Source organism: Aeromonas sp. R2-3 (assembly GCF_040908375.1).
In the GTDB taxonomy this organism is placed as follows: Bacteria; Pseudomonadota; Gammaproteobacteria; order Enterobacterales; family Aeromonadaceae; genus Aeromonas; species Aeromonas veronii.
Window position 1 is genome coordinate 24,562 of sequence record NZ_JBFODP010000020.1, and the last position, 17,156, is coordinate 41,717.

General features: G+C 56.4%; 18 protein-coding genes. All 18 read right to left on the minus strand.

Annotated features, from left to right (window positions below):
* Positions 1 to 9: 9 nt before the first annotated feature.
* Entirely contained in the window at positions 10 to 549 is a 540-nt protein-coding gene (locus tag AB5Z02_RS09635) for a polysaccharide biosynthesis/export family protein (protein WP_139394383.1), read from the minus strand.
* A gap of 1 nt (position 550) precedes the next feature.
* Positions 551 to 1,870 (minus strand): outer membrane beta-barrel protein, encoded by a 1,320-nt coding sequence (locus AB5Z02_RS09640; RefSeq protein WP_368215914.1) that lies wholly within the window; start codon positions 1,868 to 1,870, stop codon positions 551 to 553.
* On the minus strand, positions 1,854 to 3,257 hold the full coding sequence (locus AB5Z02_RS09645) for an undecaprenyl-phosphate glucose phosphotransferase (protein WP_198505561.1): 1,404 nt from the start codon (positions 3,255 to 3,257) through the stop codon (positions 1,854 to 1,856). Before AB5Z02_RS09645 ends, AB5Z02_RS09640 begins: the two co-directional genes overlap by 17 nt.
* 20 nt (positions 3,258 to 3,277) lie before the next feature.
* Positions 3,278 to 4,645: a bifunctional UDP-N-acetylglucosamine diphosphorylase/glucosamine-1-phosphate N-acetyltransferase GlmU gene (glmU, locus tag AB5Z02_RS09650; RefSeq protein ID WP_231721177.1), complete on the minus strand. Its 1,368-nt coding sequence runs from the start codon at positions 4,643 to 4,645 to the stop codon at positions 3,278 to 3,280.
* Positions 4,646 to 4,739: 94 nt separating this feature from the next.
* Positions 4,740 to 5,168: a F0F1 ATP synthase subunit epsilon gene (locus AB5Z02_RS09655; RefSeq protein ID WP_005339345.1), complete on the minus strand. Its 429-nt coding sequence runs from the start codon at positions 5,166 to 5,168 to the stop codon at positions 4,740 to 4,742.
* Positions 5,169 to 5,186: 18 nt separating this feature from the next.
* Complete coding sequence (gene atpD / locus AB5Z02_RS09660; protein WP_005339344.1) at positions 5,187 to 6,575, minus strand: F0F1 ATP synthase subunit beta; 1,389 nt, start codon at positions 6,573 to 6,575, stop codon at positions 5,187 to 5,189.
* Between the two features lie 33 nt (positions 6,576 to 6,608).
* On the minus strand, positions 6,609 to 7,475 hold the full coding sequence (gene atpG, locus AB5Z02_RS09665) for a F0F1 ATP synthase subunit gamma (RefSeq protein ID WP_005339343.1): 867 nt from the start codon (positions 7,473 to 7,475) through the stop codon (positions 6,609 to 6,611).
* 43 nt (positions 7,476 to 7,518) lie between these two features.
* Complete coding sequence (gene atpA / locus AB5Z02_RS09670; RefSeq protein WP_005339342.1) at positions 7,519 to 9,060, minus strand: F0F1 ATP synthase subunit alpha; 1,542 nt, start codon at positions 9,058 to 9,060, stop codon at positions 7,519 to 7,521.
* Positions 9,061 to 9,075: 15 nt separating this feature from the next.
* Positions 9,076 to 9,609: a F0F1 ATP synthase subunit delta gene (gene atpH / locus AB5Z02_RS09675; protein WP_005339341.1), complete on the minus strand. Its 534-nt coding sequence runs from the start codon at positions 9,607 to 9,609 to the stop codon at positions 9,076 to 9,078.
* Between the two features lie 13 nt (positions 9,610 to 9,622).
* Positions 9,623 to 10,093 (minus strand): F0F1 ATP synthase subunit B, encoded by a 471-nt coding sequence (gene atpF / locus AB5Z02_RS09680; protein WP_005339336.1) that lies wholly within the window; start codon positions 10,091 to 10,093, stop codon positions 9,623 to 9,625.
* A gap of 54 nt (positions 10,094 to 10,147) precedes the next feature.
* Positions 10,148 to 10,390, minus strand: coding sequence for a F0F1 ATP synthase subunit C (gene atpE, locus AB5Z02_RS09685; RefSeq protein ID WP_005307205.1), 243 nt, complete (start codon positions 10,388 to 10,390; stop codon positions 10,148 to 10,150).
* Between the two features lie 58 nt (positions 10,391 to 10,448).
* Positions 10,449 to 11,231, minus strand: a complete 783-nt coding sequence (gene atpB, locus AB5Z02_RS09690; RefSeq protein ID WP_005339335.1) for a F0F1 ATP synthase subunit A — start codon at positions 11,229 to 11,231, stop codon at positions 10,449 to 10,451.
* A gap of 8 nt (positions 11,232 to 11,239) precedes the next feature.
* Positions 11,240 to 11,650 carry an ATP synthase subunit I gene (locus AB5Z02_RS09695; protein ID WP_019445506.1) on the minus strand — a complete coding sequence of 137 codons (411 nt, stop codon included), beginning with the start codon at positions 11,648 to 11,650 and terminating at the stop codon, positions 11,240 to 11,242.
* A 190-nt stretch (positions 11,651 to 11,840) separates the two neighbouring features.
* Positions 11,841 to 12,749 (minus strand): ParB/RepB/Spo0J family partition protein, encoded by a 909-nt coding sequence (locus tag AB5Z02_RS09700; protein ID WP_231721179.1) that lies wholly within the window; start codon positions 12,747 to 12,749, stop codon positions 11,841 to 11,843.
* Entirely contained in the window at positions 12,746 to 13,549 is an 804-nt protein-coding gene (locus tag AB5Z02_RS09705) for a ParA family protein (protein ID WP_005357226.1), read from the minus strand. Before AB5Z02_RS09705 ends, AB5Z02_RS09700 begins: the two co-directional genes overlap by 4 nt.
* A 26-nt stretch (positions 13,550 to 13,575) precedes the next feature.
* Positions 13,576 to 14,202 (minus strand): 16S rRNA (guanine(527)-N(7))-methyltransferase RsmG, encoded by a 627-nt coding sequence (gene rsmG / locus AB5Z02_RS09710; RefSeq protein ID WP_151286444.1) that lies wholly within the window; start codon positions 14,200 to 14,202, stop codon positions 13,576 to 13,578.
* Between the two features lie 21 nt (positions 14,203 to 14,223).
* On the minus strand, positions 14,224 to 16,113 hold the full coding sequence (gene mnmG, locus AB5Z02_RS09715) for a tRNA uridine-5-carboxymethylaminomethyl(34) synthesis enzyme MnmG (protein ID WP_231721180.1): 1,890 nt from the start codon (positions 16,111 to 16,113) through the stop codon (positions 14,224 to 14,226).
* Between the two features lie 508 nt (positions 16,114 to 16,621).
* Positions 16,622 to 17,071, minus strand: coding sequence for an FMN-binding protein MioC (gene mioC / locus AB5Z02_RS09720; RefSeq protein ID WP_162517613.1), 450 nt, complete (start codon positions 17,069 to 17,071; stop codon positions 16,622 to 16,624).
* Positions 17,072 to 17,156: the final 85 nt, after the last annotated feature.

Consider the following 17,156-nt stretch of genomic DNA (forward strand, 5'->3'; position numbering starts at 1 on the left):
CGTCCTGGATCAGAAGAAACTTTGTTCGATGGTGATGATGTCGCCGGGATTTAGCTGCCGTTGCAGGCTCACCTCTTCCAGCAACTGATCGCTGCCATTGAGGCGCAGGCTGATATCCCGTCTGGCGGCGCGATCGGTGAAACCACCCGCCAGCGCGACGGCCTTCTCCACCGTCAGGCCGGGCTGGTATTCGTAGCCGCCCGGGTGAGCCACCTCGCCAGCAACAAACACCTGGCGGAAAGTGGTCACGTTGACCGTCACCATGGGGTCGAGCAGCACGCCGTGCTTGAGCCCTCTGGTCAGCAACTCGGCCACTTCCGTGGTGGTATGGCCCATCAGCAGCACCTGACCCAGATAGGGATAATTCACGTGGCCACTGGTATCGACCTTGAACTTCATCGACAGATCCGGCTCGCCATACACCCGGATTTCGACCTCGTCCCCCGGCGCCAGCCGGTAGGCGGAATCGTTGCCTTGCGGGCTCTGGCCAGCCCAGACCGACAGGCTGAACAACCAGCCAAGCAGAATCACCATCACGCTTTTGTTCATGTTAAATGGCTACCTTGAGTGAAAGAGAAAGCTGTTGTTTGTCGTAACCGAGGGCACGGCCATAGCAATTGCCGCCGATGTCGATGGGCTGCCCGGCAAAGCTGGAACCTGAGTCGGCCTGCTGGTAGTGGAGCCCCAGATTGACGGAGGGACGAATGTCGTAGCTGATGCCCATGCCCCAGCGATGGATATCGTCCTGACGGTGGCGGTTGTCGTTACCACAGACCACCGACTGGTGATAATCATCCCGGATATCGTGATAAGAGAGCGTGGTCGCCACTCCGGGTGACCAGTGGTGCTGCCACTCGGCGCCATATAGCTGGCTGCTGACATAGCCGCCGTCACCACCCGGATCACGAATGGTCCGGCTGGAGAGCAGCGCGAGCTTGCTGTAATCGAGCGGTTGCCACTCCAGACGCAGATCCCAGTTCAGCCCTTTGAAACTCTCTGCCTGCGGATCGTTGACGAAACGCTTGTAGATCCCGCCGATATTGGCATCGATCCGGGTCTTGCCGGTCAGCTGGCTCATCACCCCGGTGATAAGGAAAAATTCGTCGGAATCCTTGCGCGGATTGGCCGGATAGCGTCGCAGATTGGTCTGCAGGGTGTAACGAAAACGGCTGACATGACTCACCTGATCGAACAGCTCGACAATGGCGGTGTTCTCCTGCCACTCCTGCTCGGCCATATAGCGTTCAAAGTCATGCAGGTAGAGGTGCTTGTCGAGATAGCCCAGATCCTTGTGGGAGAGCGCCAGCTCCAGCTTGCCTCTGGCATCGGGTGCACCGTAACTGTAGCGGCCACCCACTTCGCTGCGTTTGAAGCGCAGCGGCTCGGCAATGTTGAACCAGCCGAAAGTGGCATCACCGCCAGCCTTCTCATGCCCCTGCAACATAAAGCCTTCGGTCAGCCCCTCGCCACGCGCCTCATGGCCCAGCCGATACTGGTACATCAATTTGAAGGCATTGCGCAGGGAGAAGCGCCAGCTGCCGTCAAACTGGAACTGGTGATCGGCATAGTCATCCGCATGGCTGTTACCATAGCGACGATAATCACCCAGATAGCTGAACTGATAGCGATCCAGGCCGCGTTCGCCCACCATGCGAAATTCCGGGGTGATCCCGACGAAATCGGAGCCAATCACCTGACCACTGTCACGCTGCCACAGCAGGTTGCTGTCGTGGCCGTAACGGCTCTCCACCTCGGTCTGGATCTCCAGACCAAGCGGCCCCTGATGGGATACGGGGGTGACCTCGGCGCGGACGGAAAGAGAGGGGAAGAGCAGCAGTCCGGCGCAAACGAGGCTAGTAAGCGGATGCACCGACAAACCCTTTGAATACAGTCAGGAAAATGACTTTGAAATCAAGTCCGAGCGACCAGTACTGGATGTACTTGAGATCGAACTTGACCCGCATCTCCATCTTGTCGAGGGTGTCGGTTTCACCACGAAATCCATTTATCTGGGCCAGCCCGGTAATCCCCGGTTTCACCTTGTGGCGCAGCATGTAACGCTCCACCAGTGAGCGGTACTGCTCGTTGTGCGCCACGGCATGGGGACGCGGCCCCACGATCGACATGGAACCCTGAATCACATTGAAAAACTGCGGCAGCTCATCCAGCGAGGTACGACGCAAAAACGCACCGAATGGCGTCACTCTGGGATCGCCTCTGGTTGCCTGAGTCACCACGGCATCATTCTCCATGACGCGCATGGAACGGAATTTCCAGACCTGGATCCGTTTCCCCCCCAGACCGTAGCGATCCTGCTTGAAGAGCACAGGTCCGGGTGAAGAGAGACGCACCCCGAGCGCCACCAGCGCCATGACCGGAGAGATGAGCAGCAGGATGAGTGAACCCAGCACCAGATCTTCAATCCGTTTGAGCAGGGCGGCGCCCCCTTCAAACGGGGAATCGAAAAAGCTGAAGGTATAGATATCGCCCACCCGATCGATGTGGGATACGGTCAGGCCGTACTCGTAAAAATCGGGTACCAGATAGGTATCGACCGTGGTATCGGAGAGTTCGTAGAGGTAGTGATTGATGCGCTCCCGGGCAGTCAGGGGCAGCGCCAGATAGACTTCGTCGACCAGCCCTTTGCGGGCCAGCTCGAGCAGCTCGTCGACATCACCCAACAGAGGACTGCGAGTCGGGTAACCGAAGCGCTCTTCGCTGCGGGCATCGAAAAATCCGAGCATCTGGATATCGTGACGCGGACTCTCCCAGAGGGATTTCTCCAGCGCCAGTCCAGCCGGAGTCACGCCAATGATGGCCACACGACGACAACAGGAAGCACCGCTGAACCAGAGGGTCACCAGTTGGTACAGCACCCGATAGCCGGTAGAAATAAGACAGGCCATGGCAAGCCAGAGCACAGCCAGCTCAAGCGGGAAAGGGTGGTAGGGTTTAAAGATGGGAACCAGATAGACCAGCAGGTAGAGCAGGGTAGCTGTTACCAACCAGGAGAAGATGAGGCGCAGCAGAGACTGCGCCAGATGTTTACGAACCCGGCTGCAATAGAGCCCGGTATTCTGGGAAACCAGAAAGAAGACCACCATGCCCAGCGTGGCCAGTGACATCTCGTCCAACCCATGAAACAAACCAAAGTGCCGCGAAAGCAGCACCATTGAGACTGAAATTCCCACCAGATCGACAAAGCGGGAAAACAGACTGTGGCTCGCGTCTGCGAGCTTGATGATTCGTTTGTTCATGGGTCGCCTTCATACTGATATCACTTATCAGTTTTCTTGACCGGACGAGCCCAGTTCTTGATGTGACGCTGGGGTACCCGGGTTATCACGAGTTCATGTTCACCCACATCCTTGGTAATAGTAGAGCCGGCACCCAGGGTGGCCCCCTTGCCGATGCGAACAGGCGCTACCAGTTGGGTATCAGAACCGACGAACACATCGTCCTCGATGATGGTCTGGAATTTGTTGACCCCGTCGTAGTTGCAGGTGATGGTACCGGCTCCGATATTTACCCCGGCACCGATCTCGGCATCACCCAGATAGGTCAGATGACCGCACTTGGAACCAACCCCAAGACGGGCCTTCTTCATCTCAACGAAGTTGCCAACGTGCGCATCCTGCTCCAGAACCGCCCCCGGACGCAAGCGGGTAAACGGACCCACTGAGCACTGATCTGCCACCTGTGCCCCCTCGATGACCGAGTAGGGTTTCACCTCGGTGTGATCGCCAATGACACAATCTTTCAGTACGCAACCGGCTCCGATACGAACGTGATTGCCGAGAGTCACCTTGCCCTCAATGATGACGTTTGCATCAATAACAACCTCTTCACCAATTTCCAAAACCCCACGCAAATCAAAGCGTGCGGGGTCGATCATGGTTGCACCAGCAATCATCAGTTTCTCGGCCTGCATCTGCTGATAGCTGCGCTCAAGTTGGGCCAATTGCACCCGATTGTTGGCCCCTTCAACTTCAGCGGCACGCTCTGGATGCACAGCGGCAATCGGGCAATTATCGCCGTGAGCCATTGCGATCACATCGGTCAGATAGAACTCGCCCTGGGCGTTTTTGTTGTCGAGACGAGACAACCATTGACGCAACTGGCCCCCATTGGCCACCAGCACGCCGGTGTTTACCTCACGGATCGCCAGCTGCTCGGCATTGGCATCCTTCTGCTCGACGATACCGACCACCTGACCATTTTCACGGACGATGCGGCCATAGCCGGTCGGGTTGTCCAGCACCACGGTCAGCAGTGCCATGCCATCGCTTGCCTTGGCAGCCAGCAGTCGTTGCAGAGTCTCTGGCTGGATCAGCGGGGTATCGCCGTACAGCACCAGCACGTCGTCTTCATCCTTCCAGAACGGGATGGCCTGGGCGACGGCGTGACCTGTCCCCAGCTGTTGCGCCTGCAGCACCCAGTTCACATCGGCCGCCACGATCCGCTCTTTCAGCAGTTCGGCACCGTGGCCATAGACCAGATGCAGCTGCTCGGCACCGACCTGACGGGCAGTATCGATCACATGGGAAACCATAGGTTTGTTGGCTACCGGGTGGAGTACCTTGGGCAGGGAAGAGCGCATGCGGGTACCTTTACCTGCAGCCAGGATCACGACGTTGAGGGACATAAATTGACCTTTGGAACATGAGGAAATACTCGGCGGAGTCTATCCAACGGGTAAAAAAAAAGCGACCCGAAGGTCGCTTTTTACATCACCGTTATTAGCGGTAATTCTTTTTGACGATATCGATGACTCGCAGTTGAGCCATCGCCTTGGCCAGCTCGGTGGCGGCCTGGGCGTAGTCGATATCACCATGGGAGCTGTGGATCCGCTCTTCGGCTGCGCGCTTGGCTTCCTGGGCTTTCGCCTCATCCAAGTCGTCAGCACGAATCGCGGTGTCCGCCAGCACGGTCACGGATTCAGGTTGTACTTCCAGCATACCGCCGGAGATGTACAGCACCTCTTCAGTTCCGTTCTGCTTCACCAAGCGGACCAGGCCCGGCTTGATGGCAGTCAGCAACGGAGCATGACCGTGGCGGAGACCCAACTCACCTTCGGAGCCTGATACCTGAGCGGATTGCACGCGACCGGAAAACAGTTTTCCTTCGGCGCTCACCACATCCAGGTGAAAGGAGATCATCTCTGCCATGGGCCCTCCTGTCGAGGCTTACAGTTTCTTGGATTTCTCGACGACTTCGTCGATACCGCCAACCATGTAGAACGCCTGCTCGGGCAGATCGTCATACTCGCCTTTCAGGATGCCCTGGAAACCACGGATGGTCTCTTTCAGCGGCACGTATTTGCCCGGAGAACCGGTAAACACTTCTGCTACGAAGAACGGCTGGGACAGGAAACGCTCGATCTTACGGGCACGGGCTACGGTCAGTTTGTCTTCTTCTGACAGTTCATCCATACCCAGGATGGCGATGATGTCCTTCAGCTCTTTGTAGCGCTGCAGTACGGTTTGAACGCCACGAGCGGTCTCGTAGTGCTCTTTGCCAACCACCAGCGGATCCAGCTGACGAGAGGTAGAGTCCAGCGGGTCAACGGCCGGGTAGATACCCAGTGCCGCGATTTGACGGGACAGTACGACGGTCGCATCCAGGTGGGCGAAGGTGGTCGCCGGAGACGGGTCAGTCAAGTCATCCGCAGGAACGTAAACGGCCTGTACGGAGGTGATGGAACCAGTCTTGGTGGAGGTGATACGTTCTTGCAGAACACCCATCTCCTCGGCCAGGGTCGGCTGGTAACCTACTGCGGAAGGCATACGGCCCAGCAGTGCGGATACTTCAGTACCGGCCAGGGTGTAACGGTAGATGTTATCTACGAAGAACAGCACGTCACGACCTTCGTCACGGAACTTCTCGGCCATGGTCAGGCCGGTCAGCGCAACGCGCAGACGGTTTCCGGGCGGCTCGTTCATCTGACCGTAAACCAGAGATACTTTGTCCAGTACGTTGGACTCCATCATCTCGTGGTAGAAGTCGTTACCCTCACGGGTACGCTCACCTACACCGGCAAACACAGAGTAACCACTGTGCTCGATCGCGATGTTACGGATCAGCTCCATCATGTTTACGGTTTTGCCTACACCGGCACCACCGAACAGACCAACCTTACCACCCTTGGCGAACGGGCATACCAGGTCGATCACCTTGATGCCGGTCTCCAGCAGATCGTTACTGTTGGACTGATCTTCGTAGCTGGGGGCTGCGCGGTGGATAGACCAGCACTCTTCTTCACCGATCGGACCTTTTTCGTCGATTGGCTCGCCCAGTACGTTCATGATCCGACCCAGAGTCGCAGTACCGACCGGAACCTGGATGGATTTACCGCTATTCACTACTTCCAACCCACGACGCAGACCGTCGGAGGAGCCCATGGTGATGCAACGAACGACGCCGCCACCGATCTGTTGCTGAACTTCCAGCACCAGACCCTGGCCTTGACCTTCGCTAACGACCTTCAGTGCATCGTACACCTGGGGCACGGCATTCTGCGGGAACTCGATGTCCACCACAGCGCCGATGATTTGGACGATGAAACCGTTACTCATGTCAAATCCTCTAAACCTTTGATAACCCTTGCCTTACACCGCAGCAGCACCGGATACGATCTCTGTCAGCTCCTGGGTAATACTGGCCTGACGGGCCTTGTTGTATACCAGTTGCAGATCGTTAATCAGGTTACCGGCGTTGTCAGTCGCGGCTTGCATGGCAACCATTCGGGCTGCCTGTTCACTTGCCAAGTTTTCCACTACACCCTGGTAAACCTGAGATTCGACATAGCGAACCAGCAGGGTATCCAGCAGCTTCTTGGGATCCGGCTCATAGAGGTAATCCCAGTGGTGTTTCTTGGCGAGCTTGCTGTCTTCAGTTACGGGCAAAGGCAGCAGTTGATCGACCCGTGGTTGCTGCACCATGGTGTTGACGAACTTGTTGTACACCAGATACAGCTTGTCAATCTCACCGTTGTCGTAAGCCTTCAGCATGACCTTGACTGAACCAATCAGGTCATTGACGCTCGGACTATCGCCCAGTCCTGCGACATGAGCTTTAACCTTGGCGCCGTGCCGTTCAAAGAAGTTGGAGGCCTTGTTACCGATCAGTGCCAGGTCAACCTTGGCACCTTTCGCGCTCCATTGCTTCATATCATTGAGGGCAGCCTTGAACAGGTTGATGTTCAGACCACCACACAGGCCACGGTCGGTGGAGACGACGATGTAACCCACTCGCTTGACCTCACGTTCGATGAGGTAGGGGTGCTTGTATTCCAAGTTCCCCTGAGCGATATGGCCGATCACCTTGCGCATGGTTTCAGCGTACGGACGGCTGGCAGACATGCGTTCCTGCGCACGGCGCATTTTGCTTGCTGCCACCATTTCCATAGCGCCGGTGATCTTCTGAGTGTTTTTCACACTCCCGATCTTGTTACGTATCTCTTTTGCGCCGGCCATCTCTTACTCTCCATCAAGTGGCAGCTCACGCTGCCACACACGCTTACCAGGTCTGGGTTGCTTTGAAGCTATCCAGCAACGCAGTCAGCTTGCCAACGATCGCGTCGTTGTAGTCGGCTTTGGCATTGATTTCAGCCATCAGCTCGGCATGCTGGGTATTGGCGTAAGAGAGCAGAGCGGCTTCGAAGTCGACGATTTTGTTCAGCTCGACATCGGAGAGATAGCCTTTCTCGGCGGCGAACAGCACCAGAGACTGGTGAGCCACGCTCAGCGGAGAGTACTGCTTCTGCTTCATCAGCTCGGTCACTTTCACACCGTGATCCAGCTGCTTGCGAGTCGCCTCGTCCAGATCGGAAGAGAACTGGGCGAATGCCGCCAGTTCGCGATACTGGGCCAGCGCGGTACGGATACCACCGGACAGCTTCTTGACGATCTTGGTCTGAGCAGCACCACCAACACGGGATACGGAGATACCCGGGTCAACCGCCGGACGAATACCGGAGTTGAACAGCTGTGAAGTCAGGAAGATCTGACCATCAGTGATGGAGATCACGTTGGTCGGAACGAACGCAGATACGTCACCCGCCTGGGTTTCGATGATCGGCAGCGCGGTCAGAGAGCCGGTCTTGCCTTTCACTTCACCCTTGGTGAACTTCTCTACGTACTCGGCGTTAACGCGAGCAGCACGCTCCAGCAGACGGGAGTGCAGATAGAAAACGTCACCCGGGTAAGCTTCACGTCCTGGCGGACGGCGCAGCAGCAGGGAGATCTGGCGATAAGCTACGGCCTGCTTGGACAGGTCATCATAGATGATCAGCGCGTCTTCACCGCGGTCACGGAAGTACTCACCCATGGAGCAACCGGCATACGGAGCCAGGTACTGCAGAGCAGCCGCTTCGGAGGCAGAGGCAACCACCACGATGGTGTTGGCCAGGGCGCCGTGCTCTTCCAGCTTGCGCACCACGTTGGCGATGGTGGAGGCCTTCTGGCCAATCGCAACGTAAACACACTTAATGCCGGAATCTTTCTGGTTGATGATGGTGTCGATCGCGATGGCGGTCTTACCAACCTGACGGTCACCGATGATCAGCTCACGCTGGCCACGACCGATAGGGATCATGGCATCGATGGCTTTCAGACCGGTCTGGACCGGCTGGTCAACAGACTTACGCTCGATAACGCCCGGTGCGATCACTTCGATCGGCGAGAAGCCGTCGTTGTCGATCGGACCTTTACCGTCGATCGGCTGACCCAGGGTGTTCAACACCCGGCCCAACAGACCACGACCTACCGGCACTTCCAGAATGCGGCCAGTACCTTTTACTTTCATTCCTTCTGACAGACCGTCATAGGAACCCATAATCACCGCACCGACGGAGTCACGCTCCAGGTTCAATGCCAGAGCGTAGCGGTTGCCCGGCAGCTCGATCATCTCACCCTGCATGGCATCAGCCAGGCCGTGAATACGAATGATACCGTCGCTCACAGAGACGATAGTACCTTCGTTACGCGCTTCGCTCTTTACATCAAACTGCGCAATGCGCTGCTTGATCAGCTCGGCGATTTCAGTGGAATTCAGTTGCATGCTCTAATACCCCAATCAAGATTGCAGCGCGTCAGCCATGCGATCCAGCTTACCGCGGACTGTGCCGTCGATTACCAGATCACCGGCCTTGATGAGCACCCCGGCCATCAAGGACGCATCGATGCTGCAATTCAGCTTCACTTTGCGCGCGAGACGTTGTTCCAGAGAAGCCTGAATATTGGCTTTCTGCTGGTCGGTCAGTTCGATCGCCGAAATCACGTCAGCCTGAACCTCTTTATCCAGTTCAGCTTTGAACGCTACAAATTCAGCAACGACCGCCGGCAGCACACCCAAGCGACCATTCTCGGCCATCACCCGGATCAGGTTCTGGCCATGCACGTCGAGTTGCTCACCGCAGACACCGACAAACAGCGTTGCCAGCTCTTCGGCGGCCACAGAGCCGTTTACCAGGTTGTGCATGGTCTCGTTTTCCACTACTTGCGCAGCGAAACCGAGCATACCCAGCCACTGGTCAACCGCCTTGTGCTCAACGGCAAACTCGAAAGCAGCCTTGGCGTAGGGGCGAGCGATTGTAGTCAGTTCAGACATAGCCCCGTTCCCGTTACAGTTCTGCTACCAGTTTGTCGACGATGTCGCTGTTGGCAGCCTGGTCGATTTGACGCGCCAGGATCTTCTCTGCACCAGCAATGGCAAGAGCAGCAACCTGCTTACGCAGTTCTTCTTTGGCACGATGACGTTCAGCTTCGATCTCGGCACGGCCCTGAGCCAGGATTTTTTCCCGCTCAGACTGGGCACCAGCGGCAGCTTCATCAATGATCTGGGCTTTACGTTTGTTAGCCTGTTCAATGATTTCAGCAGCCTGCAGCTTGGCTTCTTTCAGCTGATCGGTGGCGTTGGCCTTGGCCAAATCCAGATCTTTCTTGGCACGTTCGGCAGAAGAGAGACCGTCAGCAATAGCTTTCTGACGGGCTTCGATGGCAGCAATCAGCGGCGGCCATACGTACTTCATGCAAAACACTACGAAGAAGAAAAAAGCAATTGCTTGGCCGAGGAGGGTGGCATTGATATTCACAGCCGATGTCCTCTTAAGTTAGTTAATGGGTTATGCCTGGAGAGTCGTAACGACTTAGCCAGCAACCGCAAACATCACGTACAGACCCAGACCAACGGCGATCATCGGGATCGCATCCACCAGACCCATTACGATGAAGAACTGGGTACGCAGAACAGGGATCAGATCCGGTTGACGAGCAGCACCTTCCAGGAACTTGCCACCCAGGATACCGATACCGATGGAAGCGCCGATAGCAGCCAGACCCATCATCATTGCAGCAGCGATGTACAGCAGGTCCATGTTCAAGTTTTCCATGAGGATCTCCAGTTATTTAGATGTAATTGATTGTATAAAAAGGATTATTTGAGTTGCATCAACCATGGTCTTCCTGCGCCATCGACAGATAGACGATGGTCAGAACCATGAAAATGAATGCCTGCAAAGTGATGATCAGGATGTGGAAAATTGCCCAAGGCACGGACAGGATCCACTGTGACCACCAGGGTAACAAACCAGCAATCAGGATAAAGATCAGTTCGCCAGCATACATGTTGCCGAACAGTCGAAGACCCAGAGAAACAGGTTTGGAAATCAGCGTAACAGTTTCCAGGATGAGGTTAACCGGGATGGCCGCCGGGTGGTTGAAAGGCTGAAGCGTCAGCTCCTTCACAAACCCGCCGATACCCTTGACCTTGATGCTGTAATACAGGATCAAGAAGAACACGCCCAAAGCCATGGACATGGTGATGTTAACGTCAGCAGAGGGAACCACACGCAGATAGGGAATACCCATCAATTGTGCAGCGTGAGGGATAAAGTCAACGGGGATCAGATCCATGAAGTTCATCAGGAAGATCCACACAAACACCGTCAGCCCCAAAGGTGCGATGACCTTGTTGCGACCGTGAAAGATGTCTTTGACGTTACCATTCACAAACTCGACCAGCATCTCCACAAAGCACTGCAGCTTACCCGGCACCCCGCTGGTAGCGTTAACGGCTACTTTGCGGAACAGCAGGATAAACAGGGCGCCTAGCACGACGGAAAATACCATTGAGTCGATATTGACCGTCCAGAACCCGGACCCGACTTGAAGGTGGGTCAGGTGGTGGGAGATATATCCCTGAGGAGTCAGGACTTCTCCGGTTGCAGACATGAGTTTTCCTAATAGTGGTTGTTAAGCGTGAATGAAACCATCCACTGTACAACGAGGGCGAGGATATAAGTGGCGAAAAACGAGACGGTAACGACCTCGACTCCCGCACCAAACATCAGGGCGAATAGACCTGTTGTAGAAATGAGCTTAATCCCTGCCCCACCATAAAAGTCCCGCAAAACCAGGCCCACACTCTCGGTTGTCACCTTGCGGCGCAGCACCCAGACAGTAAACAAGGCTTGAGGAACCCAGTACATCCCCCCTCCGTAGAGGGCGGAATAACCGGCGCTGGCACCAGTCAGGTAAAACCAGACGGCACTCATCGCCAGGATCAGGATGAGCTGACAAACGAGCATAACCAAGGCCAGTGTCAAACCTTCCAAGGCTATTTTCTGCTTCACCAACCTACCCCTGAACATTACAGAACTGTAAAAAATCGGGATCCGAAGACCCCATGTTAACAGCTCTTAAAGCCGGTCAAATTATACCCTTGAGGGCAGCTATTGCAATATGACAAAAATCCTTAATTTTTGCGGCTTTCCGCGGCAAATCAGGGTTATGGTCATATCAAAAGGAATGGATGTTTTATTACTACAAAAAGCGTAAAAATCACGATTCCGACACGCCAAAATAGCCCAATATACGGTCCAAATCGGACAAATTCTCGTAACTTATTACTAACTTCCCGCTATCCCGCTTGCCAGGCTGAAGTTGCACCTGATTGCCAATTTTTTCTGCCAGTTGGCGCTCCAGGTAACCGAACTGGGGATCGCGGGCCGGTTCGACCCTGGCTTTTGCCGGTTCGAGCGCTTTTTGCACCAGCTTCTCGGTATCGCGTACGGTCAGCCCTTTCTGGGCAACCAGCTTGGCCAGTTCGGACTGGGCCTGGCCGCTCAGAGCCAGCAGGGCACGGGCATGGCCCATGTCGAGGTCGCCATGCTCGACGAAACGCTTCACGTCGTCGTTGAGCTGGTTGAGACGCAGCAGGTTGGTCACCGTGGTGCGGGACTTTCCCACCGCCTCGGCCACCTGCTGGTGGGTGAGTTCGAATTCGGTCAGCAGTCTTTGTAAAGCGACCGCCTCTTCGATGGCATTAAGGTCTTCCCGCTGAATATTCTCAATCAGCGCGATGGCGACGGCAGACTCGTCGGGTACATCCTTGACGATGCAGGGCACCACCTCGAGACGCGCCAGCTGGGACGCACGCCAACGCCGTTCACCGGCGATGATTTCGAAGGATTGTTCGCCGAGAGGGCGTACCACGATGGGCTGGATCACCCCTTGGGCGCGGATGGAGTTGGCAAGCTCTTCCAGTGCATCCTGAGACATATCCTTGCGGGGCTGGTACTTGCCGGACTGCAACCACTCCACCGGCAGCTTGCGCAGCTCGCCCTGATTGGTGGGGGCCATGGCCTCTTCAGTACGTTGATCGCTCATCACCTGTTTCTGGCGGGCAGCCGTGCTGGTACTGAGCAGGGCATCCAGCCCCTTGCCCAGTCCACGTTTTTTCGGAGTCATATGCTCTCTCGGTCTGCGATGGTCGCCTGACGTTCCTGCTCCTGGCGGCGCAGGATCTCGCCAGCCAGTGCCAGGTAGGCCTTGGCGCCCACCGATGATTTGTCATAGTGCATGGCCGGGGCACCGAAACTCGGGGCCTCCGCCAGTCTAACGTTGCGGGGAATGATGGTGCGGTAGACTTTGTCGCCAAAGTGCTGTTTTAGCTGATCGGACACATCATTGGCCAACCGGTTGCGGTGATCGAACATGGTGCGCAGCACCCCTTCGATCTTGAGCTCCGGATTGACCACAGCGGCCAGTTTGCTGATGGTGTCGACCAGGGCGGTGAGCCCCTCCAGCGCGTAATATTCGCACTGCATGGGCACCAGCACAGAGTCGGCGGCGGCCATGGCGTTCACGGTCAGCATGTTGAGAGAGGGCGGGCAGTCGATGAAGACGTAGTCGTATTTGTCCCGCACCGAAGCCAGCGCATTGCGCAGGCGGATTTCGCGGGCGAAAAATTCCATCAGACGGATTTCGGCCGCGGTCACGTCGGCGTTGGCGGCAATCAGGTGATAGCCCCCGGTGGTTTCGGGGATAATCACTTCGCTGATGGGGGCATCCTCGATCAGCAACTCATAGGCGGTGCGCTCGACGTCATACTTGTCGACACCGCTGCCCATGGTGGCATTGCCCTGCGGATCCAGATCGATCACCAGCACCTTGCGCCGGGTGGCAGCCATGGAGGCGGCCAGATTCACACAGGTGGTGGTTTTACCCACTCCACCCTTCTGGTTGGCTATGGCGATGACTTTTCCCACACGATCCCCTAAATGAAACTGCGACCCTATTCGGGCTGGATATGTTTGAATTCCAGCAGATGACGTTCGCCTTCCAGCTCCGGCACCCGCAACTCATGACAGGCTACCAGACGGATATTGGCAGGCAACTGGGCCAGCTCCTGCTCGGGATATTGTCCCTTGAGTGCCAGGAAGCAGCCCTGTTCTGACGGCAGGTGGTGACACCAGCTCAGCATGTCCTCCAGCGAGGCAAATGCCCGACTCAGTACACCATCAAATCCCACCTCGGGTTGATACTCTTCAACCCGGGATTTGACCGGCGTCACATTGGTCAGACCCAGCTCCTGGATCACCTGACGGATGAAGTTGATCCGCTTGCCCAGACTGTCGAGCAGGACGAACTGCTTGTCCGGATTGATGATCGCCAGCGGCAATCCCGGCAGGCCGGGACCTGTCCCCACGTCGATGAAGCGCTCACCGTGCAAGTGGGGGCTTACCACCAGGCTATCGAGGATATGCTTGACCAGCATGGCGTCCGGATCTCGCACCGAGGTGAGATTGTAAGCCTTGTTCCACTTGTGCAGCAACTCGACCAACTGCACCAGTTGGCTCTTTTGGGTATCGGTGATAACAATTTCGGCCTGCTCAAGCAGGCCGTTCAATCTTTCCAGCATATTTTCCAACGGTAAGAATCCTCAGGCGGTTTTACGCAGCAGGCCGTGTTTTTTCAGGTGAACCAGCAGGATGGAGATGGCCGCCGGGGTGATACCGGAGATGCGGGAAGCCTGACCAATGGTCTGCGGCTTGGCATCGTTCAACTTGGCTTTCACCTCGTTGGAGAGGCCGTTCACCTCGCGATAGTCCAGATCCAGCGGCAGCAGGGTGTTCTCGTTGCGCAGCTGCTTTTCCACTTCATCGTGCTGACGCTCGATGTAACCGGCGTACTTGATCTGGATCTCAACCTGTTCGGCCGCGGCAGGATCAGTCACGGAAGGGCCGACCCCTTCGATGGCCATCAGCGCATCATAGGTCACCTCTGGGCGACGCAGCAGCTCTTCCAGACTCTGTTCGCGGGTCAGCGGGGTGTTGACCAGGGCGTTGACCGCTTCCAGTGACGGATGTTGCGGGTGGATCCAGGTCGAGCGCATGCGCTGACGCTCCAGCTCGACCTGTTCCATCTTGGCGTTGAATTTGCTCCAGCGCTCGTCATCCACCAGACCCAGCTCGCGACCGATGGCGGTCAGGCGGATATCGGCGTTGTCTTCACGCAGCAGCAGGCGGTATTCGGCGCGGCTGGTGAACATGCGGTAAGGCTCGCGGGTCCCCAGGGTGGAGAGATCGTCCATCATCACGCCCATGTAGGCCTGATCCCGACGAGGATTCCAGGGCTCCTTGTCCTGGGCACGCAGGGCCGCGTTCAGGCCGGCCATCAGGCCTTGTGCCGCAGCCTCTTCGTAGCCGGTCGTACCGTTGATCTGGCCGGCGAAGAACAGATTTGGAATGCACTTGCTCTCCATGTTGGCCTTGAGATCCCGCGGATCGAAGAAATCATATTCGATGGCATAGCCGGGGCGGGTGATGTGGGCGTTCTCGAAGCCGCGCACGGAACGGACGATCTGCACCTGCACGTCAAACGGCAGGCTGGTGGAGATCCCGTTCGGGTAAAGCTCGTGGGTGGTCAGGCCTTCCGGTTCGACGAAGATCTGGTGCGCCGTCTTGTCGGCAAAACGGGTGATCTTGTCTTCGATCGACGGGCAGTAGCGCGGGCCGATTCCCTCGATCACCCCGGCGTACATGGGGCTGCGATCCAGGTTATTGCGGATCACTTCGTGGGTACGCTCGTTGGTGTGGGTGACGTAGCAGGGCACCTGACGGGGATGCTGGCTGGCATCGCCGATAAACGAGAAGACGGGGCGCGGATCGTCGCCGTGCTGTTCCTGCATTACGGAGAAATCGACGCTGCGGGCATCGATGCGCGGCGGCGTGCCGGTCTTGAGACGATCGATGCGCAGCGGCAGTTCACGCAGGCGTTGGGCCAGGGCAATCGAGGGAGGATCCCCGGCACGGCCGCCCTTGTAGTTTTCCATCCCGATGTGGATCAAACCATTCAGGAAGGTACCGACCGTCAGCACCACAGTCTTGCCGCTGATGCGGATCCCGCTCTGGGTGACCACACCGGCAACACGATCCCCGTCCATGATGAGATCGTCACAGGCCTGCTGGAAGATCTTCAGGTTCGGGTAGTTCTCCAGCATCTGGCGAACAACGGCCTTGTAGAGCAGGCGATCCGCCTGGGCACGGGTGGCTCGTACTGCCGGGCCCTTGGAGGAGTTGAGGGTGCGGAACTGGATCCCGCCAAGATCGATGGCACGCGCCATGATCCCGCCGAGTGCGTCAACTTCCCTGACCAGGTGTCCCTTGCCGATCCCGCCGATCGCCGGATTACAGGACATGTGTCCCAGCGTATCGATATTGTGGGTCAGCAACAGGGTGTTCATGCCCATACGGGCTGCCGCTGTTGCTGCTTCGGTTCCGGCATGACCGCCACCGACGACGATCACATCAAATTGTTCATGGTATTGCATTGGGATCACCTTGATCTGCACGCCTGAAGATCTTTATTTGCCTGGGCTAAAGGGCGGAACATTCTATCTGTTTCGCGTCCTGAGGGGAACGTCTACTTAACGTTCAGTATGAAGAGAGGATCCACTAATTAGATCTTAAGGATCTTTAGATCGATCTTTTACTGGATCTCTTATTAGGATCCGCCCTTTCTGTTGATAAGCACTTTTTGATCATAAAGATCATTAATTTAAGGACGATCCTAGCTTGTGGAAAAGCTTGGATCCTGGCCCGGTGAACGAGGGGATAACCAGGACTTTTATACACAGAGGTCTGTCGGTCTGGATCTAATACATGGATAACTATAGGTTTTGCAGAGCTTTACACCGTAGTTATACACATTACCCCTGGGCGTTGTGGGTAACCTTGTAGAACAACTCCCCCGGATCAATCTGTTAATAACATGGTGGATAGTCGATCTGGGGATAAGTGGGGAGATCAAGCTTTTTTTCAGGATCTCCCGTACGCTGATCAGGCGATCATCGTCATCCAGTCGCGGATCCACACTTCTGCGGCATCTTCGGGGATCTCGTGTTGGGTCACATCAATGTCGAGCCGCTCGCCGATCCGGCAGGCACCGCACTCGGCCAGCAGCCGATCCAGCGTCTTACCACCCTGGCAAAAGGTGTCATAACTGCTGTCACCAAGGGCGATCACGCCATATTTCAATGAATTAAGATCCGGATGCTGCTCGGCAAGATCCTTGGCGAAGGGTTGCAGGTTGTCGGGCACATCCCCGGCACCATGGGTGGAAGTGACCACCAGCAGGATGGATCCCGCATCATCCAGCACCTCTGCCAGCTTGGCCGGGTTGTGGATCCGGGTCTGGTGGCCAGCCTGTTCCAGCAGGTTGGCGACGTGGTCTGCGACATATTCGGCGGCGCCCAGCATGGAGCCGACGACGAGATTGAGTTTGGCCATGGAATGGATCCTGATTTCAGACAAAGAAACGGAAAGCCGGATTCTACCGCCAAAGGGTGTGGATAAATATGGATAAAGCTTGGGG